This is a genomic window from Piscinibacter sp. PDB1-1 (assembly GCF_056675995.1).
This window is the reverse complement of record NZ_JBWVZJ010000003.1, coordinates 65,078-91,434: the sequence shown is the minus strand read 5'-3', so window position 1 is coordinate 91,434 and position 26,357 is coordinate 65,078. Positions and strand designations below refer to the sequence as shown.

The following is a 26,357-nucleotide window of genomic DNA, read 5'->3' as shown; positions in this document are numbered from 1 at the left end:
CTCCAGGGGGCGCGACGGGCTGTCCTCAAACGAGGGGATGCCCAAGCTTGCTTTATCCGGCCGCCGATGACGCAAGGCAATGAACGAAAGTCATCCGGCAAGGAGCGCCGATTGCGACGCTGGGCAGCGGCGCGGTCGTTGCGATTCAGGAATCGCGTGCCGGCCGTGCGCCGAGACAGGCGTCATCGGGCGGCGCCGCATCGCGCAAGCGGTTGAGCAGTACGTCGGTGGTGCGGCCCGTGGGCTTCAAGCCCTGGCGAGCCTCTTCGGTGCTGATCGCCTGGCGGGTCTTCGACCCGGGGTTGCCATCGGCCCGCACCTCCGGGTAGCGCGCCGAGAGCAGGCATTGCAATTCACGGATCTCGGGGCGCGACAAGCCCCGCTGCTCACTCGCCCAGCGCAACATGGGTGGGATGTCGCCCTGGATGTAGTCGGCCAGCATGCCCACGGCGTAGGCGTAGTTGAGCGAATGGTTGTACTTGTAATGCGCTTCGAAGTTGGACGAGGCCAGCAGGTATGGCCCCTCCGCGTCGTCGTTCATGCTCAGCAGAACGAAGGGTGTCTCGGGCGCGAGACCCGCGGGTGGTAAATCGACCAGCACGCCACGCCTCAGCCACTCGGCCAGCGGGCGGCGGTTGGCGTCGAAGAGCTGTTTCGACACGCGGCCGTAGAGCGTGCCCCCAAAGGCCCGCTCGCGCAGCGCGAGCGAGCGGTCGAAATCTGCAGGCAGCGTGACCGACAGCGCCCACGGCTGGCCGGCCCGCCAGCCATCGGCACTGAGCTTGCGGGCCGTGATCATCAGCGCATCGGGCACGCTGCGCACGGTGTCGACGCGGCCGTCCTGGTCGCCATCCGCGAACAACCTGCCGGGCTGACCGCGATGCTCCAGATAGGTGGCGGGGATGAACTGCGTGTGCCCAAAGGCGCCCGCGAAGGAGCCGACGAAGACCTCGGGGGCGATGTCACCCAGGCGCAGCACCTCGATCGCCGCGTAGAACTGGCGCCGCGCGTTCGCCTTGGCCGCCGGCGTGGCAGAGACCGACCCGCAGGCGCGGTTGGCCAGAGACTGCAGCACCGGGTAGCTGCCGGGGTAGCGGCCGAAGTCGGTCTCGACGCCGAAGAACGCGACGACCGTGGCGGGCGACACGCCGGTCTGCGCCTGGATGTATTGCAACTGGGGCGCCCAGCGCGCCATCACCGCGCGCCCTTCGGCAATGCGCTGGTCGTCGACCAGATAGGCGGAGTACTCCCAAGTCGGGTTGAAGAACTCCGGCTGCGGGATGCCGGGCTCGGCCAGCCGCGCGTCGTAGTCGATCTGCGTGACGAACTGATCGAAGACCTGTGGCGTGATCCCGCCCTGCGCGGCAGCTTGGGCGCGCAGCTGTTTCAGGCAGGCGTCCAACTCCGCCTGACCCGGCCAGGCCGGGAGGCTGGTCACACCCAGAAGACTGCAGAGCAGTACGCCGGGCAGGGCGAGCTTGGCGTTGCGCACGGGCATCCCTCGTCAAGTGGCAGCCCCATGCTAACCCCGCAGATTCGACGTACGGGCGGCTTGTGGATGCACAATCGCCCGTGTCTCAGCATCCACGTTACAAAAGCATGACCGCATCCATCCGCCATGGCGTGACGTCTTTCGCTTCCATCGTGCTGACGGCCGCAACGATTGCCCCGCTCGTGGGATGCGGCAACATGCCAAGCGGCAGCGCCGATACGGCCGCGACCGGCCCCGCCCCGGCGGCCAGTGCTCCGGTTGTCGCTCCGCCGCCCCCGCCGCCGCCCACCGCTGCCCAGCAGCAGCAGGCGCAGAAGATCGCGCAAGGCGCGATCGAGTCGCTCGAACTGGGCAACGAAGACCAAGCCCGCACCGAGCTTCAATCTGCACTCTCTCTCGACCCGAACAACAAGCTCGCGCAGAACCTCACGCGCCAGATGACCGAAGACCCGATGGCGGCGCTGGGTCGTGAGTCGTTCCCGTACACCGTGCGCAGCGGCGACACTTTGTCTCGCATTGCTGGCACCTACCTCGGCGACATCTACGCCTTCCACATCCTCGCGCGCTACAACAACATCAAGGTGCCGCGCCAGGTGCCGGCCGGGCAGGTGATCCGCATCCCGGGCAAGGCGCCCGCCGTGTCGGCCGCGCCGCCTCCGCGCGCAGAGCGCCGGGCCGAGCCACCTCCTGCCGCAGCGGCACCCGTGGTCGCCGCGCCGCCACCGCCGCCGCCTGCACCCGCGCCGGCTGAACCCAGCGCGGCCGAAGTGGCCTATCGCAGTGGCGAAGCGGCGTACAAGGCCGGCATGTACGAGAAGGCGATGGCCGACTACCGGCGCGCCGGCACGCTGGGCCACCCCCAGGGCGCGGCGAAGGCCGATGCCACCGCCAAGCGGCTGGTCGACATCCACTCACGCAATGCCCACGCCGCGATGGCCCGCCAGGACCTCGACGGCGCCATCCGGTCCTGGGATCAGGTGCTCGAGATCGACCCCACCAACGAGACCGCGCGCCTCGAGAAGCAGAAGGCGCTGCGCTTGAAGGACAAGGTCAAGGCTTTGCCGGGCTGAACGCGCCCGTGCGGGTAGGCGTCTTGGTCGGCGCCTTGGCCGGGGCCGCTGCGGTAGGTGCAGGCGTCGGTGTGGCTGCGGCCACGATTCCCCTGCAGCCCGCGTGCTTGCTCTGGACGCGCAGGCAGCTTCGGGCGGCGGCGAGCGCCGCCGCTGCATCCTTGGCCTGCAGCGATTGGGCCTTCTTGAAGTAGATATCGGCCAGCATCTCGCGCGCGGCCTGGTCTGCGGGCTCGGCTTTCAACTGGCCGTTTAGCAGCTCGATGGCCTCGTCGAAGTCGCCGCCGCTGGCGAAGTTCGAAGCCTGTTCCATCACCAGAGGGTTGCTCGCCACGGGGGGCGTGGCGGGCCGCTTGGCGGCCGCTTCTGCCGGCTGCTGCATGCGGCCGGGCTTGAGCATGTACTCCTGCCGCGTACGCGAGCGTTCAATGCCGCGCAGCGCATTGGCGGCGTCGGCGTTCTGGGGCTGAAGGGCCATCACGGCGAGGTAATAGCGCTCGGCTTCGGCGGCATCGCCTCGCTTCTGGGCGGCTTGCGCTCGGCCGAAATACTCGCGCGCGCGGCTTTCGGCCTTCTCCTGCGCGGCTTCGAGGCGGCTGTCGTATCGCCCGGGGCGGAGCAACGAGAGCACCTCCCAGGTCTGTGCGGCCTCGAAGTACGCGCCATGCTGCTCGAACGCTGTGGCGGCTTCGACCTGCTTCTTCTCGAATGAAGTCACCCCCTCAGGTTCGGCCGTGCCCATGAAAGGGGCTGACGTGTTGGTGCGAGTGGAACTGCAGGCGCCGATCAGGGCGCACAGCAGCACGGCGGCAAGGCGTTGCGTGGTGGGCGACATGGTGGGCGTTACGGGAGGCTGTAGGGGCGACTGATTTGCACGCGGGCCTTGAAGGCATCCAGATCGTGGTTGCCGTAAATCATGGTTCGCCGCAGCATGAACGAGTGCGCGAAGAAGGGCGTGCCGCCGGGGTTCACTGTGACACCCATGCGGTATCCGTTGCGCGCAAGCGAGTCGGTGACGATTTCGTTGGCATCGCCGTAGGGGTAGGCGAAGTCTTTCACGTCGAGCTTCAGGCGGCGCTCGATCAGGTCGCGTGGGGAGCGCGTTTCGGTGTCAATTCGCTGCCGGTAGGCAGAATCGCTCTCGTCGCGCAGGCGGTTGATCAGGTTGGCGTGCGTCTTGGAGTGGGCCTGGATGTCGATGAGGCCGGTGGAGATCATCTCCTGCATCTGCGGCCAGGTGAGGGCGTCGGCGGCGCCGACAAAATCGCTGTACAGGAACACCGTGGCCGGATAGCCGTACTTCTTGAGCAGCGGGTAGGCCTGTCGGTAGTACGACTCGTAGCCGTCGTCGAAGGTCAACACCACCGACCGCGCAGGCAGGGCCTGCTTGCCATCGATGAACGCGGCCACGTCTTGAAGGCGCACCACTCGGTAGTCATTGCGCGCCAGCCATTCCAGCTGCTCCGCGAAGGCCGCGCTCGACACGGTCATGCGGCTCACCGGATTGCCGATGCGGTGGTAGCAGAGGATGGTGACGGTCTGGTAGCGATCACGCCGCACACCAGTCGGGTTGGCCTGCTTGAGCGGCACCACGACCGGGTAGCCCACCCGCGCCTTGGCGCCGCCGTTGGCCTCGGCCACCTCCCAGTCGCGCTTGGCGTTGCCGAGAAAGCGCGTTGCAATGCTCGCATTGGTGTCATGCGCAGAGGGCATGTAGAGCAGCCAGCGTTCGTTGCGGCCGATGACACCTTCGCTCGATGCGGGTGCGGGGGTGACCGATGGCGGATCAGACGGCGTCGTGGCGCATGCGCCGAGCAGCGCCACCACGGATGCGAGAAACAGGAGGGGCCAGCGCACGGTGGTGTCAGGGATTCAGTTTGTGGGTGTCGCCCGGCTTGGGCCCGGCTGCGTTGGTGGCGGCCGCGCCCGTGGGTGGGCGCGGGCCGGGGGTCTCTTGTGGTGCGGGCGGCCGTGCTGCAGGCATGTAGCGGTGCTGCAACGCCTGCGCCATGCCGTCGAAGGCGTTGAAGAGCAGGCCGAACTCGTCCTTGCGGTCTTCGGCGATTCGGTGGTCGAGCCGGCCCTGCGCGATCTCGCTCATCGATTGCGTGAGCGTCTTGATCGGCCGTGCGAACCAGTTGGCCAGGAAGTACATGGCCAACGCCACCGCCACCACGGTCACGAGCACGAGCACCACCATCAGCATGAGGCTCAACCGCGCCACGTATGCCAGCGGCTTCTCGGCAATGCCGAGCGCCACACGGCCCACCGTTTTGCCTTGGAAGGTCATGGGTGCCTCGAAACCGAGCACCGTGTCCGCACCGTCGACATACCGCGTGACGGCGACCTCGCCGCCGCGCTTGCCGAGTTGCTCGCCCGCGTACGGCTTGTACGGCTGCCCGACGCGCGTTGCCTGGCTGGAGGCGCGCACCATGCCGGCGCGGTCTACGATGGTGACTTCGGTGAAGTCGCGCGTCTTCATGATCTCTTGCAGCGAGACGTCCACCGGCACCCACTCATCGGCCAGCGCAGACAGCGCGTTCTGCGCCGCGATGAAGCGGCTGAGCGAGGCTCCGTAGTCCATCACCTGGCTCATCATTGCCGCCGTCTGCTGCTTGTGGACCACCGTGCCCGTGATCGCCATCACCACCAGCACCACGGCCCCCATCATCAGCGCCCATTTCACGCGCAGCGGCATGATCTTGGAGCGGCCCTTCTCGCGTGCCTCTTCCTCGAGGTCTCGCTGCAGGCGGATCATCGCGTCAGCCAACTCGCGGCCCGTCTGGAAACGGCGGTCGGGCGACTTGGCCAGGCAGCGCTCCACGATCCGGCGCATGTCTTGAGGGATGTCGGGCCGCAGCTTCTGGATGGCTACGGGCTCGTCGTTGGCAATCATCATGGCCAGCGCCACGATGCTGTCCGACTTGAACGGCGCCTGGCCGGCAAGCATCTGGTACAGGATGATGCCCACCGAGAACAGATCCGAGCGGCCATCGACCTTGTTGCCCTTGGTCTGCTCGGGTGACATGTACTGCGGCGTGCCGAGCACGTCGCCCACGCGCGTTTGATGCGCGGCCGATGCCGACGTGACGTGCGCGATGCCGAAGTCGGTGACCTTGACGTTCTGCGCACCCGCGACGCACATGATGTTCGATGGCTTGATGTCGCGGTGCACGACACCTTTGCTGTGCGCGTAGTCGAGCGCCTTGCCAAGCTGGATGCCGATGGCGATCACGTCCGCGATGGGCATGGGCCCCACGCGGGACATCAACTCGTTGAGCGGCTCGCCTTCGATCAGCTCCATGGCCATGTACGGCCGGTTGTCGATCTCGCCCACGTCGTGCACCGTCACGATGTTGGGGTGCGACAGGTTGCCGGCGGCGCGCGCTTCACGAAGGAAGCGGGCGCGGTACTCCTCTTGTTCGCAGAACTCGGGGTGCAGGAACTTGATCGCGATCGCCCGGTCGATGCTCGGGTCGTGTGCCTTGTAGACACTGGCCATGCCGCCACGGCCGATGCGGCTGATCACCCGGTAACGGCCCACCAGGCGCGGCGCGTTCGCGCCTTGGTTGACTGCGCGCTCGGCCGTCGGCAAGGTATCGAATTTGGACTGCCCACTGCTCGTTTCACTCACGGCCCGAGTGGCCTCGGTGTCGATCGGGGGGCGTGCGGGTTGGCGTTCGGGTGGGTCGGTGGGAGAAGACATGGACCAGCCTCGGGGACAGCGTCTCGTGACAGGGTTGCAGTTATCGGGCCCGAAGGCACCATTGGCAATCAACGAAAGTCATGCAATCTAGGGGCTTCACCTTATGTGCCGAAACATCAAGACACTCTTCAACTTCGAGCCGCCGGCGACCGAGCTGGAGATCCGGGATGCGTCGCTGCAGTTTGTGCGCAAGCTGAGTGGGTTCAATGTGCCATCGAAAGCCAACGAAGAGGCGTTCGACCGAGCGGTGGAAGACGTGGCGGCTGCGGCCCGCATTCTGATCCGTTCGCTCGTGACGACCGCCGAGCCGCGTGATCGGGAGGTCGAGGCGGCCAAGGCGAAGGCGCGATCGGCAGAGCGCTTCGGCACTCAGCCGCGCAGCATGTCGCGGTAGAGCCCGGGCTCGGAGCCTTCGATCGGGGTGGCGTTGGCGACGCGGCGGAAGAAGTCTTGCGAGCCGACGTAGCCCGCCACGGCGTAGGCATAGCCTTGGCTGCGCATGTCGTGCAGGCAGGCCAGCAGCAAGGCTGCGCCTATGCCGGCCTTTCTTGCGCTGGGTGCGACGCCAACGGGACCGAACATGCCGCGGGCGGTGGCGTCGTAGCAGGCGAAGCCTATGGAGGCGCCGGACTGGGTGGCGATGAAGAGACTGACCGGCTGGTTCGACAAGGCCACGCGGGCTTCGCTGGCCCAGCCGGCACCGAAGTGCTCGGTGATCCAGGCGAGCAGGAGATCGTGCTCTGGTCCGATCGGTTTGCGGATGGCGAGGCCTTCTGCTGGCGATCGCGAAAGTGCCGGCAAGGCGTAGAGCTTGATCAGCATGTCCATCGCAGGATTCTCGTTCAGTGCATACCGGACTGGTAGAGCCACAGCCAGGCGGCTACCAGCGAGAAGATGATGCCGATGATGAGCCAGGTCTTGGCCTGCGGAACGAGGCTGCCGGCGCGCAGGTAGCGCCAGCCGGCGAGCAGCAGGAAAAGGAGGCCGAGGATGGCGAAGATGAACCGCAGCTCAGGCATCAGGCTTCCATTTGCGCGAGAAGGCGCTCTTGACGGCGCGCCGGCGCGGCACAGTTGAAGAGCGCGGTGCCGGGTTTGAGCAGGCTCATGTACAGGGCCGCGGCCATGCGCCTGCGCTGCGTGTGTTCCTTCAGGACTTGGAGGCAGTGGTTTGTTGTGGGTGAGGCGCCTGCGAAGAGCCGCGCGCCCGTGGGGAAGCGATGGGCATTCGCCTTCCACCAATCGCTGAGCTTGGACAGGTCCGGCCAAGGGAGGCTTTCGTCCTCATCGAGCGCGATGTCGTCGTCGTCCAGGTCATCGGTGGGGCCTGCGGCTGGCGTCTCGGGTGGTTTGCGCTCCAAGTCAAGCCAGGCCAGGTCGGCGCCGGTGATGAAGCTGAAGGCCTCGCCAGCAACTCGCGCGAGGGCGTCGTCTTCCATTTGCTTGAGGAGCCAGGGCATCACGTGTGCATCGCCGGCCCAGCCAGATGCCGTGATGAGCAGGCGCAGCTTTGCTCCCTGTGCGGCCAGTTGTCGAACCAGCAACTGCGCGGCTTTGGCATCGGAGGTGAAGAGGGCCAGCCTGAGCGCTTCTGGCTGTGCAGGGCTGGGCTTCAGCGCGAATGACCGTAAAGACTCGACGGCTTGGTGGCGGTCATTCAGCATGACCGCGGACAGGGCGGCGGCAAGGCCGGTGGAAGAAGCTTCGTCCGTGAGATGGCGGAGGCAGGCTGGCAACAGGTCGACCCGGCCGAGCTCGCCTGCAGCACGCAGGGCACGAGAGCGCAATCGGGTGTCGGGGTGTTCGATCGCAGCATCCAGCGCGGGGCCGGGGTCTACGCGATGCAAGGCGCATGCGGACACACCGAGCCAGCGAGAGGCGGGCGAGTCTGCAGCCAGCAAGGCGGTCGTGAGTCCGCGCAATCGCGCGGGGCTTGCCCAGCCCATCGCCGAAGACAGCGCGCGGTCGGCATCGGGCACCAAATCCAGCAACGACAGCAGGCGCGTGATCTGTTCCATGTCGCGGCGCTCGACCGCCAGAATTGCGGCCGCAAAGAGCGTGCCCATGCCGGGTGATTCGAGTGCCGCCTGGCTGAGCCTCGCGCCGTAGTCGCCAGCATTGACCAGACCGTCGAGATGGGCCGCCAACCTCTCGTCGGTGCGACCGAGTTGGTGCAGTTTCACGTGCGGGCCATTCACAAGCACCTCGCGCACGGATCGCAGCAGCGCAGCGTCTTCCAGATGCTGGGAGACAACAGCCGCAATGGGTGGTCGCTGGAACGCTGCCATGTGGCGAAGTGCGCTCAAAGATGACGCAAGCGCGACGTCATGCCGTGACTTCGACGGCGATGTCGTCGGTAGACACCCATCTCCACTCGCGGGCGTCGGCGGACCAGCCGATGCGCTTCGAATGGATGGCCCATGTCGATGTGCCGCCACGCGCGAAACGGCTGACGGCTGGCGCTCCTGCAACCGGAGCCAGCTCGCTCCATCGCTCGGTGACGGGCGAGGCATAGAGGGTCTGGGTTCCTATCCAGAGCAGACGATCGCCTTGCAATCTGACATCGGAGAAGTAGCCGCTGAACTCCGAGTCTTCGGCTGTGCGGCACCAGCCCTCGATCGACCCTTGAAGAAGCACGCCGCTGGCCCCGCACGCGACAAAGGTGGTGGCATCAAGAGCGCAGACGGCATTCAGCATGGCGTTGGTGGCGCTGTCGAGCCGCCGGCTCTGCTGGCCCGTGATCGACAGGATCATCCCGCCTCCACCGACAGCAACCAGTGACTTGCCACCCAGATCGGCAAGGCCGTAGATGGCAGCGTCGGCCTCGTTCATGTCTCGATCCAGGAAGGAATCATCACTGCGCTCGAAGCGAGTCTGGTTCAACGGCGAACGATAGAGCTGGTTGCTCATCCCTCCGACATAGACGAATCCATCTTGCTGCACGCAGCAGCCGAGATAGCCAAAAAGGTCCGGGCCCTCGGAGCCGAAGGCATCGTCTATCTGCGTCACCGCGCCGCCCGGCTGAAGCTGCCACAACGTGCCGCCGGGGGAGGTGATCAGCGCGTGCAGGCCTGCGCCGAGGGCGTCCCGCCCGTGAAACCACAGCACAAGTTCGGCCGCGCCTGGGAACTCGCCCAGCACCGATGCCCTGGCGGTGGATCGATCGACCACCACCAGCGCACTTCGCCGCTCGAGCAGCATGGGATCGGGAGGCTGGCTCAGCAGCAGAAGACACTGCGTTTCGTTCACGACGCACGCATCGATGGGCGGAAACAGCTCGCAGAACCTGGACAACGCGATGGTGGTCAAGTGGAAACCTCTTGGTACGGGGATCAGCTCAGGACGGTCGCCGTTCGCACCGGCGTGTCTGCTGGTATCCCGGCTTCGTCGACGTGATAGGCCTCCAATTGCTTCTCGGTGCAGTCCTTGGGGCATTGCTGGAAGGTCTGGTGGTGCGCCCAGGCGCCGTCCTGGATGGATTCTTCGAGCGTCGCATAAGAATTGTGCTTGGCCGGATCCGGCCCCCAGCTCGCCAGAGGCTGGTTGCGCAAGCCATTGCGCCGGCGTCGCTTTGCCTTGTCACGCAGGCTTTGCAACTTGTGGTGCAGCGGATCGGAGTGGTCTTTCCCGACGCACACGGTGGGCGCTTCGAACTGGTCGTAGTTATCGAAGGTGTTTTCGAGCGGGATCGCCTGCGAGAGGGGGCTCGAGATCTGCGCGCCCGTGGCGGCAATCACCGCTTGGGTCACGCCCATCCCCGAGAGGCCCCCGCGCCCGCCTGGCTGCGTGAAAGACGAAACTTCGACCAGGTGGTCACCGGTTCGTTCGTCGTCATCAGTGCTCTCACCGCAGCAGAACTTCTTGTCGAGCCTCTTGGGCACGAGGATGCACTTCTGAGCGTCCTTGCAGGCGTCGGAGCAGTTCTTGACTTTGTTGCCTTCGACCGTTGCAGAGGAACACTTGGATTCGAACTCCGTCTTCTGCGTGGAGCATTCTGGTGGAAGCGCCGCGAGCAGATCCTGGTAGACGGTGGGCAAACTGTTCGGCGGGGTCGACCCGTGGTTGTGGGTGGTCATGTCGAGGTGACGCACCACGTTTTCGCCTTCGAACTTCACGTCCATCGACCACATGCTGAAGTAGACCTTGCCAGTGATCTTGTGGGTGACGACGCCTTTCATCGGTGCTGAACCTGCTTCGTCCCCCGAGCTCTTCTTGAAATAGCTCTTGTTCTTGAGCATGACCTCCTGGCCCGAGATCTTGACGCTGGTCGAGCCGTCAGACGTGTCTGAAGCGAGCCCGGTGTTGGGGTAGGGAATAGGAACGCCCGGTGGTGTGGCAGGCGTCTGAGGCGGCGTCATGCACACGTCAGGGAAGGCGCAGATCGCCTTGCCCGCCGCCTGCTTGCATGCAATCTCCATGGTGTTGGCATAGACCTCGTTGCTCATCTTGCAGCCCCGTACTGGAGAGTGACTGCGGCGCGCTGACCAGTGTCGTTGGACCAATGCGCCAGGATGTTGTGCCCCTGTGCATAGGCCTTGCGGCATGCCTCTCGGGCCATGGCAATGACGGTGACGCCCGCCGCCGCACCGGTTTCGCCTGTGCATTCAGCGGGGTGCCAGATGTCGAACTCGTCTTTCAATCGCCTCAAAGTGCGCGACAAGGCGAGCGTGGCTTCCTTGAAGTAGTACTGCTCTCCTGACAGGTCGGTGATGCGGAAGTCGATGTCGTGCATTTCGCAAGAGGCGTCCGCAAGGCAGGCGCGGATCGCCTGGGACAGACCTTCTGCGCGCAGCGGCTCCCCGCTGTCGATATGCGCCTCTTCGCGCCCGAAGCCGATGCCGGTGCACCACAGCTCCGGGGCCTGGGCTTGGGCTGCACCCACCAGCAGCGCGCCGGCCGCTTCGCCGGGCATGAAGCCGTTGGCGTTGTGCTCCCTGAGCAGGCGCCCCTTCTGATCGAGCGGGTGGAGGCTGGGCCAGGTCAGCAGGCTGTCTACGGCGGCGATCAAGACACGAGGCACCGCGGATCCGGAGACCAGAGAGCGCGCGTGCGAGAGCGCAACGGCCACGCCGACCCGCCCGTGCGGCACCACCATCGACTGCGGCCCGAACGATGCCCCCAGCTCGTCACGGATGAGCTGCATGATCTCGTCGTCCAGACCAGGAGCACGCCCGGGCCTGTCGGTTTCGGCCACACACAGCAAGAGGGGCAGTTGCGCCCACTGCGCTTGCGGTACCCCTTGCAGTGCTTCGTCGATGGCCATGGCGGCCATCTTGGCGAGCTTGGTGGAGCCTCGCCATGGTTTGTCCAAGGCGACCTGGTGAGCCATGATCCATCTGCCATCTGAGGCGACGAAACGCGTTTCGGTCGGGTTGGTCAGCTTCGCGCGGAAAGCCGCGCAGCTCTGCTCGGCCGTGAGGCCGACCGATGTGACGAGCCCGGTGCCCTGGATGGCAAGAAGGTGTGCGCTCATGCGGCAGATGGCGCGGGTTTGGGTTGCGGCTTGTGCATCGGCACCATCACGACCGGGATGGGGAAGGCCAGCTTGTCGCGTTGCTGCCACCATTCCTTGCCCTTTTTACCCACCAGCACCTGGGCAATCTCGTGGATGCTTGCTCGCAGAGGGCGTGCCACGCGCCATGTCATGGTGAAGCGCTCCAGGTCGGGCTCGAACACGATGGTGTCGAGGCTGGCGACCCGACTTTCGCGCTCGCCCCGCTTCGGGAAAAAATGCACCGGCGCCTCGAAATGAGGGAGCGTGAACTCGCGCAGGCCATCGGCGGTGAACCCTTCGAGCGCGACGGGCAATGGCTGCGTTGGCAGTGGCAGCTGCTGGTCTTCGGGCGCGGTTTGGTAGTAGCGCTCGTCGAAGTCAGCCGGCAAGAATGGAAATGTGTCGGCCAGCCAGCGGTCGTCATACGTACCGGCATGGCGGGCGCGCGCCGGCCAGCCGCGCCCTAGGGCCCCCAGAGCCATGGGCATGTACTTGTCGCTTGGGAACTTGACGGCCTGCCCGGTCTCTTCTGTGTTGGGCAGGGGCTTGCCATCGACCCACGCGTTCTTGAGGTGTTTGTGCCACCCGCGCCCGACCGGGTTCGCGAGATAGGCGTCGTGTTCACTCGCATCAGGGCTGTTGCGATCTGCCCCACCGAAAGCAACGTCGTAGGAGATCGGCATCTGGGTGAATGGTGTCGGATGAGACGCGGTAATGCCCGTCACGCCCGCCTGCCAGACCCTGTCGCCAACGACGTCGAAACTCTTCTTCAGGGGCCCGATGCGCAGGCTCACCCGCTGGCGTGTGACCTGCCGCCCAGCGGGGGCATGCGCGCTCCCCAGCAGCAAGACGTCGCAGGCCTGTTTGCGCGGTGCGAAGTCCACTTCATTCAGCGGGGCGGTGATGCCGGGCTCACCGGTGAAGGTATCGGCCATCACGAGGGGCAGTTGCTCGTCCTGCAGACGCACCTCCTCTCCAGCCTTGGGTAGTACAAAGCTGCCCTTGATCACGACGACCAGCAGATCGCGGCCGCTGGCCTCCGTGGCCACGCTGTAGCCGGCGGTCATGCGCGTGGCGTTGGTGAACTCCATGGCGGACCTGCCGTCAGTTCAGTTGAACCGAGCCGCCCTTGACCCGATTGACCCCGGTCGAGCGGCTGGACACATAGCCGCCCTGGATCAGCACCTTGCCCGCTTTCGTCAACGTGATGCTCGCCTTGCCGCATTGAAGCACCAGCTGCTCGCGTGCGTTGACGACCATGCGAGCCCCATCGGCATCCACCTCTACCTGACCGCCAGCTTCCAGCGGCCGGTCCCCGGGCTGGCGCAGCACGCCCATCACGATGGGGCGCGAAGGGTCGCCACCTTCGAATGCCAGCACGACCTGCTTGCCGACGTGGGGGCCATGCAGGTCGAGCACGGTGCGAGTGCGCAACGCAGCCGTTCCGGGTTGGCCGGGATACTGCACGAGCGGCGTCTGGCCTTCGTCGGCCAGCGCGACGATCTCGCCGATCACCACCTCCGGTAGGGCCTGCGGCGCCAGGTGGGCCGGACGAGCCGCGAGGAGCGGTGCCAACATGGCAGACCCCACGGTGGAGACAGCTTCGTCTTCGGCTGGCATCAATTCTTCAAGGGCTCGGGAGTCGCGTTTCATCGTCTGCCTCGTCAGTTCTGCAGGATCTTCGAACCCTTCATCACGATGTCGCTGCTGGCCTTGGCGTTGATCTTGCCGGAGCCCTCGATCGTGATGTCCTTGCCCTTGATGGTGATCGTGCCGTCTTTCTTCATCGTGATGCTGGCGCTTCCTGTGGTCAATGTGATGGAGTCTGCGGCGGTGATCTTGAGATTCTTTCCGACGCTTAGGGCGTCGTCTTCGCCCACGCTGGTCGTGCGTGCCTTGGCGACACTGGTGCTTTGGGCTCCGCCCACGTTCAATGAACGATCGGCGCCGACGTCGGTGCTTTGCTTGGCGCCAATGCTGTTGGACTGGTTCACGCCGACTGTGGTCGATTGATTCGCTCCCACCGTGATGGTCTGCGCGGCTCCGACTGCGACGACCTGAGCCGCACCGATGGCGATCTCCTGCGCGGCGCCGATCGCCACGCTTTCATTCACACCCACAGCTCTCGTGCGCTGCAACGCGACCGTCTCCGTCTTGCTGGCGCCTACGGTCACCGTGCGGTTTGAACCGATCGAAACCTCTTCGTTGGCGCCAACCGATTCCGTGCGGTTGGCCCCGATCGTGATCGTCTCGTTGCTTCCAACGTCTTCGGTGCGGTTCGAGCCGATCGAGATCACCTCGTTGCTGCCGACGCTCTCGGTCCGATTCACCCCAATCGTGATCGTCTCGTTGTTGTCGACGGTCTCGGTGCGGTCATGTTTCACATGCACCGTCTCGTCGTTGTCAACTGTCTTGGTGCGGTCGTGCCCGACCCAGTGCGTCTCGTCGTTCTCGACCTCGATGTCCTGGTTCTTCTCGGCGTGCAGCCAAAGTTGCTCCGAACCCTTCTTGTCTTCAAACCGAATCGCGTTCGCGTTGTCGTAGCCCGCGCCCTTTGAAGACCGGGAGAGGATGCCGCTCTGTGTGGCATTCGCGGGCAGATCCCACGGCGGCATCTGCTCGGCGTTGTAGACGCGGCCGGTGACGATGGGTTGGTCGGGGTCGCCTTCGAGGAAGTCGACGATCACCTCTTGCCCGATGCGGGGGATCTGGATGGCGCCGAAGTTCTTGCCCGCCCACGGCGAGGAAACGCGCACCCAGCAGGAACTCTTGTCGTCTTTCTTGCCGTAGCGATCCCAGTGGAACTGCACCTTCACGCGGCCGTACTTGTCGGTGTAGATCTCTTCGCCGGAAGGGCCGACGACGACGGCCGTCTGCGGTCCTTGCACGAAGGGCTTTGCAGTGCGGCGGCGCGGACGAAACTGTTGGGATGAGGGGATGCAGGCAAAGTCGCATTGAAAGTCGCCGCCGCTCTCTTCGCCGGAGTCGTGGCCGGCGATGTGAGCGTTGAGTGCGAGCGAGGTGATCAGGTACTCGGCGTTCTGGTCATCGCGCGGGTGGTGGCTCAGTTTGAGCAGTCGGCCCACCTCGATGCCGTGTCCGTTGGAGGAGCCGCGAAGGGATTCGAAGCGCGTCTGCATCTCGTCGATGCGGTCTTCGGCGATCTGCTTGCCGTCGGCCGACTGAATGTAGTCGCCCTGGTAGTCGAAGACTTCGTAGTCTGCAAGGTCGTGGCTGCGGGCGTGGTCCTTGTCGACCTGAAGGCTGGTGGACGGGCGCTCGAAGTCGTAGCTCGTCAGCACCGATTTACCGGTGCGCACCTCGCGGGCGCAGGCCCAGCGCGAGACGAACTCGGTGTCGGGCGGCGCCATTCCGCCGGCTTCGTAGAAGGGCAGGGTCTCGTGGTGGTCGACGGCGTTGTGCGCGCTTTGCGAATCGACTAGGACGAGCTTGTGCTTGCCGTCCGCGTGTTCGAAGTGCCAGTAAATGCCCTCGTGTTCGAGCAGGCGGGCGATGAAGTTGTAGTCGCTCTCCCGGTACTGGACGCAGTAGGTCCATGTGCGGTAGCTGCGAAAGAGCTTGAATTCGAAATCGGCAATGCTGTGGTCTTCGAACACCTTCTTGACGATGTCGGGAACGCTCATCTCCTGGAAGATTCGGCAATCGGTGGTGCGCGAGAGGAACCAAAGCCACGGCCGGACCACGGCGCTGTAGCCGTAGTGCCGCCCACGGTGCGAGCCGATTCCGAAGCGGGTGACATAGCCGTTGACGTGGCGCCTGGCCCCGTCGCGCAGCTCCACCGTCACGGTGACGGGTTTGCCGAGAAGGTCTTCGGGCTTCAGGTCGGGCCGCAGGCTCAGCATGTTGAGCTGCATCTCACCGAGCATGCTCAGGCCCGACGACGCACTCATCGATTCGAAGAGCAGGTCGGTGGCTGGCAGCGGAGTGGTGAGTGAGATGGGAGACGGCATGTTCTGCTCTCTCGGACTGCGGTGGCTGCGGCGCATTGCCACCGCGGGGCTATGTTTGATCTTTGCCGTGAAGGCGTAAAGCGACCAAAGTCATGGGTTCGTGTTGGCTGCTCGTGGGTCTCAATCGACGTCCGGTTCGGCCAGTGGTACGTCCAGTTCGTAGACGTCCACGTCGTGTGGCGTGTAGACCGCAGGTGTGCCGCGCCGCCAGGCGCCGCGCGCGGCCAGCTCCGTTGCCGCGTCATGTGGGTTCAGCGCGCCGGGGTCGAAACAAAGCGTGGGACCTTCGAAGTAGCCCCAACTGTCCGGGCCCCAGTAACCCAGTGCTCGTGCCGGCCAGTGCCAGGGGCTGTCGTCTGGGACCCCGATGACGGCGCCCACCTGGGGATCCAGCGCGGCGTATACCTTCGCTTGTGCGGCGTTGGCCAAAGCCTGGCAGTAGAGCCGGCCTTCGAGTCCGCGCGCCATCTGGCAGGCGTGTATCTCGATGCCTTGATTGCCCTCGCTGAACCACGGCGTGAGTGCCGAGAAGAGGCCCAGCATGGGGCGGGTGAGCAGGCCGGTTTCGGCAAGGGGGCCGCTCCCGAGCTTGAGTCCGACGTTGCCAATGTCAGGCTGATTGACGCCGTGGCAGTTGATGACGAGCAGGTACAAGGACCCGTGGCCGGCCAACGGCTCGGTGATGCGGGTGATCAGGTCGCCGCTGCCGGCAATGCGCGGCAGGGTGACGTGGGCGACGTCGGCGCGCACGCTGGTGTGGCGGCGAAACGTGATCCCGGCGTCGGACATCTCTCGGGACGACACGTAGACGATCATGAAGCCGCCCTCCGGGGCTTGGCGCATGCCACCAACCAACCCATCACGGGCTGGCCGCCTTCCATGCGCAATACCTGCTGACCGATGTGGCGGATCTCGAGTTGAGCGTGCGCGAGGCACTCTTCGACATAGCTGCGCGCATGAGCGTAGCGGCCACTGGTTTGCAACACGTACGGCCGTGGATCGTCCGCGGAGGCGGCCTCGACGGTGAAGGTGTAGAAGCCTCCGGGGCGCATGGCACTGGCCCCGGCCAGCATGGCTTCATGTAGCTCTCCGAAGTAGCAGAGCGTGTCGGCGCAGATGAGTGCGTCATAGCTCGATGGGTGCGAGCGCATGTAGCGCACGAGTTCGGCGTGGTGCAGGCTGTCGTACACGCCACGCCGTTCGGCGCGCGCGAGCATGCCTTGGGAAAGGTCGCAGCCGCTCAGGTCGCGCGCCCACTCGCGCACCATCGGGCCGCACAGGCCGGTGCCGCAGCCAAGGTCGTGGATGTCGAACTGGCGCTCCGGCGGGGGCAGCAGCGTGGCGAGCAGGTCCGCCACAAGTTGTGGTGCGCGGTAGCCCAGCGCGCTGAGGTTGGCGTCGAAGCTCGCCGCGAAGGCGTCGAAGGTGCGCTCCACATAGGCGTCGCTCGCACGTTCGGGAATGTTCTGCGCTTCGCAGGCGGCGAGATGGTGCTTGATGACCGGGTTGTCGGGGTCGGCCTGCAGCCATTCACGGTACAGGCGGGCCGCCTCGTCCAGGCGGCCGAGGCGGGCCAGCGCCTTGGGCACGGCGTTGCGCGCCTGCAGATGGCGCGGCCAGCGCACCACGGCCTGGCTGTGTGCGGTCAGGCCTTCGTCGATGCGGCCTTGCTCCAGGAGCGTGAGCGCAAGGTTGTACCAAGCCTGTGCAAAGTCGCCGGAGAGGGCCAGCGCCTTGCGGCACAGCGCTTCCGACTCGGGGTGCTCGCCGCGCTTGCGCAGCATGGTGGCGAGGTTGTTGAGCGCGTCGACGTTGTCGGGATCGAGTGCCAGGCTCTGCCGGTAGGCGTCCACGGCCTCGTCGTAGCGCTGGGTTTCGACCAGCACGTTGCCCATGTTGTTGAGTGGGCCCGGCTGCCCCGGCAGGTGATCGATCGCCTGGCGGATCAGAGAGAGTGCCACGTCGCTGTGGCCGCGGCTGTGTTCAAGCACGCCCAGGAAGTGCAGGGCATCGGGTTGGCCGGGCCATCGTTGCAGCACGGCGCGCAGTGCGGGTTCGGCGGCGTCGAGCTTCTTGTCGCGCAGCAGGAAGATCGCGCGCTGCAGCATCTGCTGCTGCGCTAGGCGTGCGGCGCCGCTCAGGGGGCGGCGGGCGGCTGTGTCAGTCGAACGCATACGCGAATTCGCCCTCGGCCACGCTCAGCGCCACCTGGCCGATCGGCTTGCCGCTCGCCAGCCGCGTGAGGTACTCGTGGCTGATGCGCGGCAGCACGGTGTTGGTGAGCAGCGAGTCGATCACGCGACCGCCGCTTTCCACCTCGTTGCAGCGGCTCACCACGAGCTTGACCACCTCGTCGTCGTACGAGAAGGGCACGTCGTGGTTGGCCTCGACGCGCTTCTTGATGCGGTTGAGTTGCAGCTTGACGATGCGGCCCATCATCTCCTCGGACAGCGGGTAATACGGGATCGTCACGATGCGCCCGAGCAGCGCAGCCGGGAAGACCTTGAGCAGCGGCTCGCGCAGCGCCTTGGAGATGGCATCGGGCGAGGGCATCAGCTCCGGGTCCTTGCACAGGTTCATGATCATCTCGCTGCCGGCGTTGCTGGTCAGCAGGATGATCGTGTTCTTGAAGTCGATGAGGCGGCCTTCGCCGTCTTCCATCCAACCCTTGTCGAACACCTGGAAGAAGAGTTCGTGCACGTCGGGGTGGGCCTTCTCCACCTCGTCGAGCAGCACCACGCTGTAGGGCCGGCGGCGCACGGCCTCGGTGAGCACGCCGCCTTCGCCATAGCCCACGTAGCCGGGCGGCGAGCCCTTGAGTGTGGAGACGGTGTGCGCCTCCTGGTACTCGCTCATGTTGATGGTGATGACGTTCTGCTCGCCGCCGTAGAGCGCTTCGGCCAGCGCGAGCGCGGTCTCGGTCTTGCCCACACCGGAGGTGCCGGCGAGCATGAAGACGCCGATCGGTTTGCTCGGGTTGTCGAGCATCGCGCGCGAGGTCTGGATGCGCTTGGCGATCATGTCCATCGCGTGGTCTTGCCCGATCACGCGCTCGCCCAGGTTCCGGGCGAGGTTGAGCACCGTCTCGATCTCGTTGGCGGCCATGCGGCCCACGGGGATGCCGGTCCAGTCGCCCACGACGCTGGCCACGGCCTGGTAGTCAACGGTGGGCAGGATCAACGGGCTTTCGCCTTGCAAAGCCGCGAGTTCGGTTTGCACCTTCTTCAGCGCGTCGAGGGCGGCACTACGCTCGGCGTCTGACAGCCTGGGCACATCGGCCGCCGCCTGTGCCGCACCTTTCTCCAGCTTGCTGCCGGTGCCTTCGACAGGTTCGACCGCCCCGCGCAGCGTAGCGCGCAGGTCGAGCAGCTTGTCGACCAACGCCTTCTCGCTCTGCCAGCGGGTCTGCAGCTTGTCGAGGCGTGCACGCTCGGTGCCGAGTTGCTCTTCGACGAAGGCAGCGCGCTTGCCCGTTTCAATGCCGATGGCGCCTTCGCGGGCGATGATGCCGCGCTCGACCTCCAGCGCTTCGATGCGGCGCGAGCAGTCGTCCACCTCGGCCGGCGTGGCGTGCAGGCTTACCGCCACGCGCGCGCAGGCGGTATCGAGCAGGCTGACCGATTTGTCGGGCAGCTGGCGGCCCGGGATGTAGCGGTGCGACAGCTTCACCGCGGCTTCGAGCGCTTCGTCGAGGATCTGCACCTTGTGGTGCTTCTCCATCGTGGAGGCCACGCCACGCATCATCAGAATGGCGCGCGGCTCGTCGGGCTCGTCGACCGTGATGCTCTGAAAGCGCCGCGTGAGCGCCGGGTCCTTCTCGATGTGCTTCTTGTACTCGGCGAATGTGGTGGCGCCGATGGTGCGCAGCTGGCCACGCGCGAGCGCCGGCTTGAGCAGGTTGGCCGCATCGCCGGTGCCCGCCGCGCCACCGCCGCCCACCAGGGTGTGGGTTTCGTCGATGAACAGGATGATCGGTTTGGGGCTTGCCTGCACCTCGTCGATGACGGAACGCAGGCGTTGCTCGAACTCGCCTTTCATGCTGGCGCCGGCCTGCAACAGGCCGACGTCGAGCACGCGCAACTCCACCTCTTTGAGCGAAGGCGGCACGTCGCCGCGTGCGATGCGCTGCGCGAAGCCTTCGACCACCGCCGTCTTGCCCACGCCGGCCTCGCCGATGAGGATGGGGTTGTTCTGGCGGCGGCGCATCAAGATGTCCACGACCTGGCGGATCTCGTCGTCGCGCCCGACGATCGGGTCCATCTTGCCGCCGCGCGCCTGCTCGGTCAGGTCGGTGGTGAACTTCTTCAGCGCCTCCTGCTTGCCCATGGCGGCCGGCGCGATGGCGCCACTCGCCTCGCCGGGCGCGGCACCGCTTTCGCTGGCGGCCTGCTGGTCTTCGGGTGAGCCCGCCACGATCTTCAGGAAGTTCTCGGTCAGCTCGTCGGTCTGGATGCGCTCGAACTGCTTGCTGATGCTCATCAGCACATTGCGCAGGTTCTTGGTCTTGAGCAGGCCGACGATGAGGAATCCGGTGCGCACCTGTGTGCCACCGAACATCAGCGAGCCATACACCCAGCCGCGCTCGACGGCGTCTTCGACGAAGCTGGACAGGTCGGTCACGGACGACGCGCCTCGCGGCAGCCGGTCCAGCGAGTTCTGCAGATCGGCCACCAGGTTGGACGCATCCATGCCGTAGTGCTTGGCGATGCGGTGCAGGTCGGAGTCCTGGTTCTGCAGGATCTGGAACAGCCAGTGCTGCAGCTCCACATACGGGTTGCCGCGCAGCTTGCAGAACACGGTGGCGCCTTCGATGGCCTTGTAGGAGAGCGGGTTGAGCTTTCCGAACAGCGCGGCGCGACTGATTTCAGCCATGGTGGACTCCCGGTGATACGGACTGGTCATCCGGGCGTGGGCCGGCGTGACGGATGTTGTGCGGGTGCAGTCGCAACTCGCCTCGGTCTGGGTGGGGGGTCTTGCGCCCCAGCCAGGTGGTGCGCCCGAGCATGGCGCGGCGGTCGAGCCCGAGTGGCGGCACCTCCTGGCCCTGCAGCACGAGTTGCGTGTCCCAGAGCATGTCGAAGCCGACGAGCTGGCGCATCCAGTCGCGCAGCTCCACCAACGCGGGCTGACCGGGCAGGAACTGCCGGTACTGCGCCAGCGTGAGCGGGCCAATGTGCAAGCGCAGCTTGTACTGGCGATCCCACACCTTGCTGCCCGCCACCACCGAGACACCCAGCGGTGCACTGCGCCGGGCGCCGGGGCGCCCGAGGCGGCTGCGGTCTTCGGCTCGCAAGGTCATCCAGTGGCCCACGTACGGCTCGACGCGGATCGGCACCTGGAAGTACTGGCGCAGCACCTTCGAGATCGTCTCCGGGTTGCGCGTGGGCCGCGCCAGGTGGCCGGCAGCGTGGCGCTTGGCGGCATCTGGCACCGCGTCGCGCTGGCGCAGGGGCATGGGCGTCTGACCGAACAGCGCGCTGACCCATTTGGCGAACTGATCGTCAGTGGGCCGGTCGGCATGCACCGCAGGTTGGCTCTGCGCCCAGGCGCGGTAGAAGAGCAACAGGGCCCGGTGATGGAAGACATCGGCAAACCGCGCGATGGTCGCGTCGCCGTGGTTGCGCATGCGGTCGCGTGCGTACTCCGTCATGTGCAGTGGCAACGGCCCCATCGGCCCGAACAACCCGAGGGCGCGCGATGCCAGGCGCGGTGGCGTCTTGCCGCCCGGCTTGAACGACATCAGGTTCGCCGGCGCGAAATCCAGCTCAGGGTCTTGGCCAAGGCGGATGGCCTCGGCGCTCGGCCTCAGCGCACGACCCAGGCGCGGCGCGTCGGGCGACAACGCGTCGATCTGCCGCAGCACCGCGAAAAAGTCATGCCCCCACGGCTCGGCAGCCAACCGCTTGAACAGCCGCTGCCGCTGTTCATGAAGCTGACGCAGGCCGCCGGTGACGCCCGACGAACTCACTGGTGCACCTCAGATAGCGCGAGCGAAGCAAAGCGCCCCCCAAGCAACGCCCAAGGCACGGGTCTCCCGGGCCGATGGGTGGCGCCCCTCGGGGGCAGGAGCGAAGCGACTGGGGGGCTCATAGAACTGCGTGGGTACCAATGCGCGGTTTGCATCGCATGATTTCGCCGCGCGCCGCGGAGCGCAGCACCGTCTCGCAAAAGCTGTTGACGGTGGCGTGGCGTGCGAAGAAGCGATCGAGCACCTGGCCCAGAAGAAAGGCGCTGGAGCCCTGGAAGCCGAGTTCATCGACCAGCGCCGTCACCTCCACGCCGCAGCCAAACGTCAGCGGCCCGGGGAAGGGCAGGCGTCGCACCACTGATTTGGCTTCGACCCACTGCACGCTCTCGACTTGCTTGCTCCAGGCCACGTCTTGCTCCGGCCCGTGCAGTGCGAGCAGGGTGCGCAGCGACGCGGCGGCGCGCTTGGGGTCTTCACCGGCAATGCTGAGGTAGTTGAGCGTCAACAGGCTGACCATGGACCAGCCCACGTCGCCACGCGCCAGGCGCTGCACCGGTCGGGTCGGGCCGCGCAGCGTCTCCACACGGCCGGCGGTTCCGGCGCCGTCGAGCGTCCAGGTGGTGGCGCTGCCCGGCAGCAGGGTGGGCAGGTCGCGGTTGGTGACGAGCGCGGCGAGCGACAACTGGCGGATGTCTTCGCGGTAGGGCGCGCTGCTGGGGTCGACCAGCGAGACGAAGACCTCCTGGCCCACGTAGGCAGACCGTGGGCCCTCCTGGCGCTGCCGCGACGACAGCAGGCGCGGCTCGCGCCGAACGGTGTAGTACGCGGCGTGGTTGGCCGGCCCGTCGTGGTAGCTCGCATACAGCGGCAGAAAGCGCTGCTCGGCCACCTGGGCGATGCCATAACCCGTCACCGATTCCAGGGTGTGGACTTCATAGTCCATCGGCCGAGTCCGGTCGGGCACCGCGTGGTGCTCCCACTGGCCCGGGCCGAGCTGGATGCGATCCAGCCGCTTGGGGAAAAGGTTGACGGCGGGGGTACAAAAGAGCGCGAGGCTGCCGGCGTCCACCAGCGATTCAAGGGCGGCCTCCCCGCGCGTGAAAAGTAGAACGATCTCGGCTTCTGCGCCGTCGACAGCGGCCAGGCGGCGCGCCAGGTCCTGCACTTCGAAGAACAGAAAGCGATGTGGCATGGCCGCCATCTCCTGCAGCAGGCGGTGCCCGCTGAATCCGCGCAGGGTTTCGGGCAGCAGGGCCTGGTCGTCGGCAAAGCCCACCGGCTGCACGGAGTCGCCATCAGCGAACGCGCTGGCGGGGCTGCGCGGGCGGCCAGCGCTTGCGGCCGGAGCGACCCAGGTGCCGGCCGTGTTGCCCAGCACCAGCTCGTGCAGGCGGAAGGCCACGTCATCGGGGGCCGAGATGTAGAAGGGCAGGCGGTCGAGCTTGATCTGCTTGAACTTCAGCCCGCCGTGCAGCTTCAACTTGATTCGCAGGCCACCGCGCAACTGGCGCGCCACTGGCAGGTGAGTGAGCGGCAGGTCGGGCGCGTGGGTGAAGTACTGCACCGACTCGATGTCGATCGGCCAGAGCGTGACCTCATGCGCCGTACGGAACTCGCAGCGCGTGTTCTGCCCGCGCGTGAGTTCGCTCGTGAGCGCGCTGCCACGCTTGAGCGTGAAGCCGCGCGCCAGGTTCGGGTCGAGCGGGTCGGGGCGCATGCGCGCCACCATCATCGAAGGCACGGGGGACAGGAACCCCGGGTACACCGTTTCGAGCAGGTGCTGGATCAGGCGCGGGTGCTCGGCATCGAGCTTGAGTTGAATGCGCGCGGCCAGAAACGCGAAGCCTTCGAGCAGGCGCTCGACGTAGGGGTCTGTCACCTCCAGGCCGTCGAGCGAGAGGCGCGCCGCGATCTTCGGGAACTCCTGCGCGAACTCGGCGCCCACCTCGCGCAGGTGCGTCAACTCGTCGTTGTAGTGGCGGAGGAGGTTCGGGTCCATCGAGGAGTCGTGCGTGGTGCTGCGGATCGATTCTGTGCTTCGGGGTATCAAAGGCCAGCTACTTTGGTCACACGCTCCACCTCAGCGCGGCCCATGGCGGCTGACCGTGCCGCTGGCCGCGTCGCGCACTTCCACCTGGCCGGCCTCGAGATCGAGTTGCGTGCGCAACAGCAATTCGAGCGGCACGGGCTGCGCCCACATGAAGCCGCGGATCTCGAACTCGATCACGTTGTGCGTGTCGAGGACGCTGGAGGCTTCGAGTGCCTTGACCTGCAGGGAGTCCTCCATCACGCGCGGCTCGAAGCGCAGGATGGCTTGCTTGATGGCGCGTTCGAGTTGCGTCACGTCAACGCGCGACGCCAACTGCCCCGACATGGCGGGCAGCCCGAAGTTCAGGACCGACTCCGCCGCACGCGGGAACTGGCGCGACACCGTTTCGCCCAGCGGCTGAACCGAGTTCAGAAGCCACGACAGATCGCGCAGCACCGCCTCGCGGATCTGCGATTTGGTCATGACGCTGGCGTCTTCGCCTTCCACGCGCGTGTGGGGGGCGAGGTCGGTGAGCCGATCGAGCAGCGCCGGTTGCAGCCGATCGCGCAGGTTCATGGCGGCAGCCTGCCGAGCGGGTGCGTTCCCTGGGAAGACCCGCTCGCTGCGGCAGCGGCGCACCTGGTCATGCGGCCGCGAGCTTGATCTCGCGCACTTCGAGCAGGCCGAGTTCGGCGCTGCTGGTCGAGAGCACGCGCTGGCCGAGTCCGGCGTACTGGTCGGGGCCGCAAGGCAGCCACTCGGTCGCGCGTGCGAGCTTGAGTTTGCCGTCGGGGTGCTCGCGGGTGCCGGGGTAGCAGGTGGGCACCAGCGCGACAGAATCGCCGCCGTTGCTGAAGGTCAGGTGCGCGGGCGCCCAGATCATGTCGCGCAGATCCTCGGGCGGCTCGACGGTGACGGCCGCCAGCGCGTTGAACGGCACCCAGGTGTAGCGACCGTTCAGCACGACCTCGAGCACCGGGCCCAGGCGCGAGTCGGCGTCGGCGATCCAGTCGAAGGCGTCTCCATTGATGCTGCCGGCGGTGGTGGGCGCCTGCTCGAAGGCATCGGCCCGCAGGCGCTGCGCTTGCTCAGGGTGGCCTTGGCTGTCTTGCGCCAGCGCTTCGATCAGCATTGCGACCCAGGCGGCGGGTTGCCCAAAGACCACCGGCGTCGTCTTGCCGGTGAACACTGCCGTGCGAACCGCTTCGCACTTGATGGCTTCGCGGTAGGTGTTGACCATGGCGAGCGTGCCGTGGTCGAGTTCGCCGCAGACGTCGAGTTGCGCCATCGCGCGTTCCCACTGGCCGAGCACGCTCAGCAACTGGAAGAGAAACACGCGTAGCTTCGCGTCGCCGGGCTTGTCGCGCACCTGCTGCTGCAGGGCCTGGAGGGCGGCATGCGGGTCGCCCGCCGCGAGAAGGTCTTGGGGGCTGGCCATGGTGCTCAGGCCGGCAGGATTTCGTCGTCGAAAGTCATCGAGCCGCTGCGCCCGCCGGCGGTTCTCTGTGGCCGGTACTCCACCGAGACCTTCTGGAACTGCAAGGTCACCGTCTCGAAGGTGTTGCCTTGAGGGTCGGTCGCGTGGTCGATGGCCGTCACGCGGGCCTTCTCCAGCGTGACGAGGAAGAAGTCGATCTGTTCTGCGCCAGCTTTGCGCATGGTCAGCTTGGCTTCCTTCACCTCGTCGTTGGTGGCGAGTGCGGCCATCAGCGCTGTGGTGGATGCGTCGATCTGCTTGACGACCGTCAAGCCCTTGTAGGCTCGGCGCCCGGTGGCCTGCGCGGTACCGAGCGCCGACGAGGCCGCTACACCCCAGCTCCAGCCCTTGATGACGATGTCGTCCTCGTGGCCAGGCGACGTGGCCTCGCCCTTGACTTTGCCGGCCCGCTTGGTCTGCACGTGCAGGAAGATGTCGCTGCTGCCGGGCGTGGATGTGGTCAGCTCAGGGATGCTCACAGGCATGGCGGTGCTCCTTCGGTGGGTCGCGGGCGGGCGGTGTTCACATCGTGGTCGAGATGCCCCGCAGCGACTCTCCCGCGTAGTGCTGGTTGACCAGTGCGCGCCAATCTGCGGCGGTGTCGAAGCCGTACAGGCCGCCCGCGCCGTTCTCGTCGCAGTCGTAGAAGTAGTACATGTTGTTGACGATCGCCGCGCCGATGGCGTGCGCACCGGTGCCGAGGCGGTAGACGCCGGGGTGGGCCTCGATGTACGTCAGCGCCACGTCGGTGCCGGTGTTGTTGAAGTCGATGCTGCCCTGCACGCCAATGCGCGAGAGCAGGTTGACGGAATCCTGGCCGCCCCCGGCCGGGTCCCAGCGGTAGAGCACCTGCAGGGCTTGCGCGCGTTCATAAGAGGGCTTGGTCAACAGGTCGCGCTTGCCTTCGAGCATGTGCATGCACCACAGCGAGGTGAGCGCTGCGCAGATGCCCGCGCGCTGGGCCGTGGTGTTACCACCGCCCTGGCTCTGGAGCGAGCTGAAGTTGTTGGTTGAACTGAAAATCTTGGCCATTCCTGGTCTCCGGGATGGGCCGACTGCATTGCGCAGCGGTGGGTCGAGCATTGCTCGCTTGCCTTCTGATGGTCGTGCGCGGCCACGCGGAGCCATGCGCACCGCGCCACGCGGCAAGG

The 26,357-nt window shown here is 66.2% G+C and carries 24 protein-coding genes; 2 read left to right on the top strand and 22 right to left on the bottom strand.

The genetic code is table 11. The features are described from left to right. Positions 1-145: 145 nt before the first annotated feature. The gene (locus AC1KAR_RS16390; protein WP_480319611.1) at positions 146-1,498 is read right to left on the bottom strand and encodes a lytic murein transglycosylase; all 1,353 of its coding nucleotides are present in this window, start codon (positions 1,496-1,498) and stop codon (positions 146-148) included. A 101-nt stretch (positions 1,499-1,599) separates the two neighbouring features. Between AC1KAR_RS16390 and AC1KAR_RS16385 the strand changes: the two genes are divergently transcribed. Beyond that, positions 1,600-2,562 (top strand): LysM peptidoglycan-binding domain-containing protein, encoded by a 963-nt coding sequence (locus tag AC1KAR_RS16385; protein ID WP_480319609.1) that lies wholly within the window; start codon positions 1,600-1,602, stop codon positions 2,560-2,562. On the opposite strand, the gene AC1KAR_RS16380 is transcribed toward AC1KAR_RS16385, so the two are convergent. The 3 genes from AC1KAR_RS16380 to AC1KAR_RS16370 are packed head-to-tail and all read right to left on the bottom strand — an operon-like array spanning position 2,543 to position 6,268. Then, positions 2,543-3,397 carry a tetratricopeptide repeat protein gene (locus tag AC1KAR_RS16380; protein ID WP_480319607.1) on the bottom strand — a complete coding sequence of 285 codons (855 nt, stop codon included), beginning with the start codon at positions 3,395-3,397 and terminating at the stop codon, positions 2,543-2,545. The two genes, AC1KAR_RS16385 and AC1KAR_RS16380, sit on opposite strands and share 20 nt — an antisense overlap. An 8-nt stretch (positions 3,398-3,405) precedes the next feature. After that, positions 3,406-4,419 (bottom strand): polysaccharide deacetylase family protein, encoded by a 1,014-nt coding sequence (locus AC1KAR_RS16375; RefSeq protein WP_480319605.1) that lies wholly within the window; start codon positions 4,417-4,419, stop codon positions 3,406-3,408. A gap of 7 nt (positions 4,420-4,426) precedes the next feature. Continuing rightward, a complete protein-coding gene (locus AC1KAR_RS16370) occupies positions 4,427-6,268 on the bottom strand; it encodes a protein kinase domain-containing protein (protein WP_480319603.1) in 1,842 nt (613 codons plus the stop codon). A gap of 103 nt (positions 6,269-6,371) precedes the next feature. Between AC1KAR_RS16370 and AC1KAR_RS16365 the strand changes: the two genes are divergently transcribed. Next, positions 6,372-6,662 (top strand): DUF2277 domain-containing protein, encoded by a 291-nt coding sequence (locus tag AC1KAR_RS16365; protein ID WP_480319601.1) that lies wholly within the window; start codon positions 6,372-6,374, stop codon positions 6,660-6,662. On the opposite strand, the gene AC1KAR_RS16360 is transcribed toward AC1KAR_RS16365, so the two are convergent. The 18 genes from AC1KAR_RS16360 to AC1KAR_RS16275 form a co-directional block, all read right to left on the bottom strand. Next, a complete protein-coding gene (locus AC1KAR_RS16360) occupies positions 6,638-7,096 on the bottom strand; it encodes a GNAT family N-acetyltransferase (protein ID WP_480319599.1) in 459 nt (152 codons plus the stop codon). The genes AC1KAR_RS16365 and AC1KAR_RS16360 overlap by 25 nt on opposite strands. A 14-nt stretch (positions 7,097-7,110) precedes the next feature. Next, the gene (locus AC1KAR_RS16355; RefSeq protein ID WP_480319597.1) at positions 7,111-7,287 is read right to left on the bottom strand and encodes a hypothetical protein; all 177 of its coding nucleotides are present in this window, start codon (positions 7,285-7,287) and stop codon (positions 7,111-7,113) included. Continuing rightward, the gene (locus AC1KAR_RS16350) at positions 7,287-8,555 is read right to left on the bottom strand and encodes a TIGR02270 family protein (protein ID WP_480319595.1); all 1,269 of its coding nucleotides are present in this window, start codon (positions 8,553-8,555) and stop codon (positions 7,287-7,289) included. Before AC1KAR_RS16350 ends, AC1KAR_RS16355 begins: the two co-directional genes overlap by 1 nt. Before the next feature lie 37 nt (positions 8,556-8,592). Continuing rightward, complete coding sequence (locus tag AC1KAR_RS16345) at positions 8,593-9,576, bottom strand: hypothetical protein (protein WP_480319594.1); 984 nt, start codon at positions 9,574-9,576, stop codon at positions 8,593-8,595. A gap of 23 nt (positions 9,577-9,599) precedes the next feature. Then, positions 9,600-10,712 carry a PAAR-like domain-containing protein gene (locus AC1KAR_RS16340; RefSeq protein ID WP_480319592.1) on the bottom strand — a complete coding sequence of 371 codons (1,113 nt, stop codon included), beginning with the start codon at positions 10,710-10,712 and terminating at the stop codon, positions 9,600-9,602. Continuing rightward, positions 10,709-11,740, bottom strand: a complete 1,032-nt coding sequence (locus tag AC1KAR_RS16335) for a hypothetical protein (protein WP_480319591.1) — start codon at positions 11,738-11,740, stop codon at positions 10,709-10,711. Before AC1KAR_RS16335 ends, AC1KAR_RS16340 begins: the two co-directional genes overlap by 4 nt. Further along, a complete protein-coding gene (locus AC1KAR_RS16330) occupies positions 11,737-12,852 on the bottom strand; it encodes a DUF2169 family type VI secretion system accessory protein (RefSeq protein WP_480319589.1) in 1,116 nt (371 codons plus the stop codon). The genes AC1KAR_RS16335 and AC1KAR_RS16330 overlap by 4 nt, the downstream gene beginning before the upstream one ends. 13 nt (positions 12,853-12,865) lie before the next feature. Beyond that, a complete protein-coding gene (locus AC1KAR_RS16325) occupies positions 12,866-13,414 on the bottom strand; it encodes a DUF6484 domain-containing protein (protein WP_480319587.1) in 549 nt (182 codons plus the stop codon). Positions 13,415-13,425: 11 nt separating this feature from the next. Then, complete coding sequence (locus AC1KAR_RS16320; protein WP_480319585.1) at positions 13,426-15,732, bottom strand: type VI secretion system Vgr family protein; 2,307 nt, start codon at positions 15,730-15,732, stop codon at positions 13,426-13,428. 120 nt (positions 15,733-15,852) lie between these two features. Beyond that, the gene (locus AC1KAR_RS16315) at positions 15,853-16,548 is read right to left on the bottom strand and encodes a hypothetical protein (RefSeq protein WP_480319583.1); all 696 of its coding nucleotides are present in this window, start codon (positions 16,546-16,548) and stop codon (positions 15,853-15,855) included. Further along, the gene (locus AC1KAR_RS16310; protein WP_480319581.1) at positions 16,545-17,906 is read right to left on the bottom strand and encodes a tetratricopeptide repeat protein; all 1,362 of its coding nucleotides are present in this window, start codon (positions 17,904-17,906) and stop codon (positions 16,545-16,547) included. Before AC1KAR_RS16310 ends, AC1KAR_RS16315 begins: the two co-directional genes overlap by 4 nt. Next, positions 17,893-20,604: a type VI secretion system ATPase TssH gene (gene tssH, locus AC1KAR_RS16305; RefSeq protein WP_480319579.1), complete on the bottom strand. Its 2,712-nt coding sequence runs from the start codon at positions 20,602-20,604 to the stop codon at positions 17,893-17,895. The genes AC1KAR_RS16310 and tssH overlap by 14 nt, the downstream gene beginning before the upstream one ends. After that, on the bottom strand, positions 20,597-21,700 hold the full coding sequence (gene tssG / locus AC1KAR_RS16300) for a type VI secretion system baseplate subunit TssG (protein WP_480319577.1): 1,104 nt from the start codon (positions 21,698-21,700) through the stop codon (positions 20,597-20,599). The genes tssH and tssG overlap by 8 nt, the downstream gene beginning before the upstream one ends. A 118-nt stretch (positions 21,701-21,818) precedes the next feature. Continuing rightward, positions 21,819-23,699 carry a type VI secretion system baseplate subunit TssF gene (tssF, locus tag AC1KAR_RS16295; protein ID WP_480319575.1) on the bottom strand — a complete coding sequence of 627 codons (1,881 nt, stop codon included), beginning with the start codon at positions 23,697-23,699 and terminating at the stop codon, positions 21,819-21,821. Between the two features lie 81 nt (positions 23,700-23,780). Continuing rightward, a complete protein-coding gene (gene tssE / locus AC1KAR_RS16290; protein ID WP_480319573.1) occupies positions 23,781-24,305 on the bottom strand; it encodes a type VI secretion system baseplate subunit TssE in 525 nt (174 codons plus the stop codon). Positions 24,306-24,372: 67 nt separating this feature from the next. Next, positions 24,373-25,167, bottom strand: a complete 795-nt coding sequence (locus AC1KAR_RS16285) for a type VI secretion system accessory protein TagJ (protein WP_480319572.1) — start codon at positions 25,165-25,167, stop codon at positions 24,373-24,375. Between the two features lie 5 nt (positions 25,168-25,172). Continuing rightward, positions 25,173-25,691, bottom strand: a complete 519-nt coding sequence (locus AC1KAR_RS16280) for an Hcp family type VI secretion system effector (RefSeq protein ID WP_480319570.1) — start codon at positions 25,689-25,691, stop codon at positions 25,173-25,175. A 37-nt stretch (positions 25,692-25,728) separates the two neighbouring features. Then, positions 25,729-26,238: a hypothetical protein gene (locus tag AC1KAR_RS16275; protein ID WP_480319568.1), complete on the bottom strand. Its 510-nt coding sequence runs from the start codon at positions 26,236-26,238 to the stop codon at positions 25,729-25,731. Between the last annotated feature and the right edge of the window lie 119 nt (positions 26,239-26,357).

What these genes read in the sequence shown, in the direction of transcription:
- AC1KAR_RS16390 (WP_480319611.1), bottom strand. Translation starts at nt 1,498, where the DNA reads ATGCCCGTGCGCAACGCCAAGCTCGCCCTGCCCGGCGTACTGCTCTGC.
- AC1KAR_RS16385 (WP_480319609.1), top strand. Translation starts at nt 1,600, where the DNA reads ATGACCGCATCCATCCGCCATGGCGTGACGTCTTTCGCTTCCATCGTG.
- AC1KAR_RS16380 (WP_480319607.1), bottom strand. Translation starts at nt 3,397, where the DNA reads ATGTCGCCCACCACGCAACGCCTTGCCGCCGTGCTGCTGTGCGCCCTG.
- AC1KAR_RS16370 (WP_480319603.1), bottom strand. Translation starts at nt 6,268, where the DNA reads ATGTCTTCTCCCACCGACCCACCCGAACGCCAACCCGCACGCCCCCCG.
- AC1KAR_RS16365 (WP_480319601.1), top strand. Translation starts at nt 6,372, where the DNA reads ATGTGCCGAAACATCAAGACACTCTTCAACTTCGAGCCGCCGGCGACC.
- AC1KAR_RS16360 (WP_480319599.1), bottom strand. Translation starts at nt 7,096, where the DNA reads ATGGACATGCTGATCAAGCTCTACGCCTTGCCGGCACTTTCGCGATCG.
- AC1KAR_RS16355 (WP_480319597.1), bottom strand. Translation starts at nt 7,287, where the DNA reads ATGCCTGAGCTGCGGTTCATCTTCGCCATCCTCGGCCTCCTTTTCCTG.
- AC1KAR_RS16350 (WP_480319595.1), bottom strand. Translation starts at nt 8,555, where the DNA reads ATGGCAGCGTTCCAGCGACCACCCATTGCGGCTGTTGTCTCCCAGCAT.
- AC1KAR_RS16340 (WP_480319592.1), bottom strand. Translation starts at nt 10,712, where the DNA reads ATGAGCAACGAGGTCTATGCCAACACCATGGAGATTGCATGCAAGCAG.
- AC1KAR_RS16335 (WP_480319591.1), bottom strand. Translation starts at nt 11,740, where the DNA reads ATGAGCGCACACCTTCTTGCCATCCAGGGCACCGGGCTCGTCACATCG.
- AC1KAR_RS16330 (WP_480319589.1), bottom strand. Translation starts at nt 12,852, where the DNA reads ATGGAGTTCACCAACGCCACGCGCATGACCGCCGGCTACAGCGTGGCC.
- AC1KAR_RS16325 (WP_480319587.1), bottom strand. Translation starts at nt 13,414, where the DNA reads ATGAAACGCGACTCCCGAGCCCTTGAAGAATTGATGCCAGCCGAAGAC.
- AC1KAR_RS16320 (WP_480319585.1), bottom strand. Translation starts at nt 15,732, where the DNA reads ATGCCGTCTCCCATCTCACTCACCACTCCGCTGCCAGCCACCGACCTG.
- AC1KAR_RS16315 (WP_480319583.1), bottom strand. Translation starts at nt 16,548, where the DNA reads ATGATCGTCTACGTGTCGTCCCGAGAGATGTCCGACGCCGGGATCACG.
- AC1KAR_RS16310 (WP_480319581.1), bottom strand. Translation starts at nt 17,906, where the DNA reads ATGCGTTCGACTGACACAGCCGCCCGCCGCCCCCTGAGCGGCGCCGCA.
- tssH (WP_480319579.1), bottom strand. Translation starts at nt 20,604, where the DNA reads ATGGCTGAAATCAGTCGCGCCGCGCTGTTCGGAAAGCTCAACCCGCTC.
- tssF (WP_480319575.1), bottom strand. Translation starts at nt 23,699, where the DNA reads ATGGACCCGAACCTCCTCCGCCACTACAACGACGAGTTGACGCACCTG.
- tssE (WP_480319573.1), bottom strand. Translation starts at nt 24,305, where the DNA reads ATGAACCTGCGCGATCGGCTGCAACCGGCGCTGCTCGATCGGCTCACC.
- AC1KAR_RS16285 (WP_480319572.1), bottom strand. Translation starts at nt 25,167, where the DNA reads ATGGCCAGCCCCCAAGACCTTCTCGCGGCGGGCGACCCGCATGCCGCC.
- AC1KAR_RS16280 (WP_480319570.1), bottom strand. Translation starts at nt 25,691, where the DNA reads ATGCCTGTGAGCATCCCTGAGCTGACCACATCCACGCCCGGCAGCAGC.
- AC1KAR_RS16275 (WP_480319568.1), bottom strand. Translation starts at nt 26,238, where the DNA reads ATGGCCAAGATTTTCAGTTCAACCAACAACTTCAGCTCGCTCCAGAGC.